3 protein-coding genes are annotated in these 2,266 nt (G+C 61.2%); 2 read left to right on the top strand and 1 reads right to left on the bottom strand.

Features of this window, described 5'->3' with window-relative positions:
* Positions 1-30: 30 nt before the first annotated feature.
* Complete coding sequence (locus ACSFE6_RS31385; protein ID WP_435431246.1) at positions 31-936, bottom strand: DMT family transporter; 906 nt, start codon at positions 934-936, stop codon at positions 31-33.
* 309 nt (positions 937-1,245) lie between these two features.
* Between ACSFE6_RS31385 and ACSFE6_RS31380 the strand changes: the two genes are divergently transcribed.
* Both ACSFE6_RS31380 and ACSFE6_RS31375 read left to right on the top strand, forming a co-directional pair.
* On the top strand, positions 1,246-1,827 hold the full coding sequence (locus ACSFE6_RS31380) for a DJ-1/PfpI family protein (RefSeq protein ID WP_435431245.1): 582 nt from the start codon (positions 1,246-1,248) through the stop codon (positions 1,825-1,827).
* A gap of 14 nt (positions 1,828-1,841) precedes the next feature.
* On the top strand, positions 1,842-2,144 hold the full coding sequence (locus ACSFE6_RS31375) for a ribbon-helix-helix domain-containing protein (RefSeq protein WP_435431244.1): 303 nt from the start codon (positions 1,842-1,844) through the stop codon (positions 2,142-2,144).
* Positions 2,145-2,266 lie beyond the last annotated feature (122 nt).

The following is a 2,266-nucleotide window of genomic DNA, read 5'->3' as shown; positions in this document are numbered from 1 at the left end:
GGCCGGCACATCCAACATTGGTGTTGGCGGTCAGTCCGCCTTCGCGAGCAGGCTCGCTCCCACATGGGGCTTGATCGCCGTCTTGCGTCCGAGCATCACGGTCACGATCACCCCGGCCGCGAATAACCAGGTGATCGGCTCGACATGTTCGCCGAAGAATAGCGCTGAAAACGCGATGGTGAAGAAGATCTGCAGCAACTGGATCTGACTGACCCGGGCAATGCCGCCCATGGCCAGCCCGGCATACCAGGCGAAGAAGCCGATGAATTGCGAGAACAGCGAAACGTAGCCGAAAGCCCACCAGGTTTTCGCCGAGATCTCGCCATGATGTTGTAGCGCCAAGTACACCACCGGGCCGATCAGCAGCGGCGTCGACAGGACCAACGCCCAGCAGATCACCTGCCAGCCGCCCATTTCCTTGGCCAACCGACCGCCTTCGGCATAGCCCAGACCGCCCACGGCAATGGCCCCAAGCATCAACAAGTCACCGGCCTGAATGCTGCCGGCACCGCTGATCAGTGCATAACCGAGCACCAGCGCACTGCCCAGCGCGGCGCACGCCCAGAAAGCTTTCGACGGGCGCTCATGGGACAGCCACGCGGCGTACAGCGCCACGCACAGCGGTTGCAAGCCATTGACCAGCGCGCCGTGGGACGCCGGCAAGGTCTGCATCGCCCAGGCGGATAACACCGGGAATCCAAGGATCACCCCGGCCGCCACCAGCGTCAGGCCTTTGATTTGGTTCCAGGTCGGCCATTTCTCGCGGCGCCATAGCAACAGCAAGGCTGCCGGCACCGCCGCGAACAACGCCCGGCCCAGGCCATTGAGCAGCGGATGGAGCTCCTGCACGACGATTCGTGTGAAGGGCAGGGTGAGGCTGAAGATGACGACGCCGAGCAGGCCCAGGGCCATGCCGGTGTTTTCGCGGGTGGACATGATGGCAACCGGAGTTTTTTGTGATTGGAAGTGCCTTCATCTAGCCACAAACCGTGGTTTTCCAGATGTTACAGATAGGCGCAGAGTTATCCGTACAGTTGGGGGTAATGCTTTGTGGCGAGGGGATTTATCCCCGCTGGGCTGCGAAGCGGCCCCAAAAAATGGGACTGCTATGCAGTCCAACGGGGATAAATCCCCTCGCCACAAGAATCTCTCTCTTCGTAGTAGCCGGTTGTTACCCGCCCTGTCGGATAAGGACTACCTTGAATACTCCTGCATGCCTACGCATTTTCCAGAGGAGTCCTCCCCATGGCGGCGAAAAAAATTCTGATGCTGGTTGGCGATTACGTCGAAGACTATGAAGTGATGGTGCCGTACCAGGCCCTGCTGATGGTCGGCCATACGGTGCACGCCGTGTGTCCGGACAAGTCCGCTGGCCAGACCGTTCGCACCGCGATCCATGACTTCGAAGGCGACCAGACCTACAGCGAAAAGCCCGGCCACCTGTTTGCCCTGAATTTCGACTTTGCCAAGGTCAAGTCTGCAGACTACGACGCGCTGCTGATCCCCGGCGGTCGTGCGCCGGAGTACCTGCGCCTGAACGAGAAAGTCCTGGAACTGGTGCGCGACTTCGACAAAGCTGGCAAACCGATCGCTGCCGTATGCCACGGCGCACAATTGTTGGCGGCGGCCGGGGTTCTCGAAGGGCGCGAATGCAGCGCTTACCCGGCCTGTGCGCCGGAAGTCCGCCTGGCCGGCGGTACGTATATCGATATCCCGGTGACGGAAGGCCACGTGCAAGGCAATCTGGCCACGGCGCCGGCCTGGCCTGCCCATCCGAGCTGGCTTGCCGGTTTCCTCGGGTTGCTGGGTACGAAAATCACGCTGTAACGGGGAACCTGTCCATGTGTGAGCTCTACGTCAAAGCCGACCCGATCCTCTACGAATCGCGTTCCCGTTCGCTGCGCATCTGCGGGGTGGTGACCACCTTGCGGCTGGAGAATCAGTTCTGGGACATCCTCAGCGAAATCGCCGAGGTCGATGGCATGACCACCAACCAGTTGATCGCCAAACTGTATGAAGAGGTCATGGACTACCGTGGCGAGGTGGTGAATTTTGCCTCGTTCTTGCGGGTGAGTTGTACGCGGTATCTGAGTCAGCGGCGGGGGCAGATGCCGGGGTTGTCTGTGGTGCGGGCCGTGAAGTAGATGGCTTCTCGGGTGACTGTACCGACCTCATCGGGGGGGGGGGGGGGGGGGGGAAAGGAAGAACAAAGGGGGGGGGGGGGTAGATTGGGGGGGAAGGGGAGAGAGGAGAGAAGAGAGGGGGG

The sequence above is a fragment of the Pseudomonas baetica genome, assembly GCF_051216495.1.
Classification (GTDB): Bacteria; Pseudomonadota; Gammaproteobacteria; order Pseudomonadales; family Pseudomonadaceae; genus Aquipseudomonas; species Aquipseudomonas baetica_B.
This window is presented reverse-complemented; position numbering and strand designations above follow the sequence as displayed.

Coding starts and splice junctions, on each gene's coding strand:
- ACSFE6_RS31385 (WP_435431246.1), bottom strand. CDS start 936: ATGTCCACCCGCGAAAACACCGGCATGGCCCTGGGCCTGCTCGGCGTC.
- ACSFE6_RS31380 (WP_435431245.1), top strand. CDS start 1,246: ATGGCGGCGAAAAAAATTCTGATGCTGGTTGGCGATTACGTCGAAGAC.
- ACSFE6_RS31375 (WP_435431244.1), top strand. CDS start 1,842: ATGTGTGAGCTCTACGTCAAAGCCGACCCGATCCTCTACGAATCGCGT.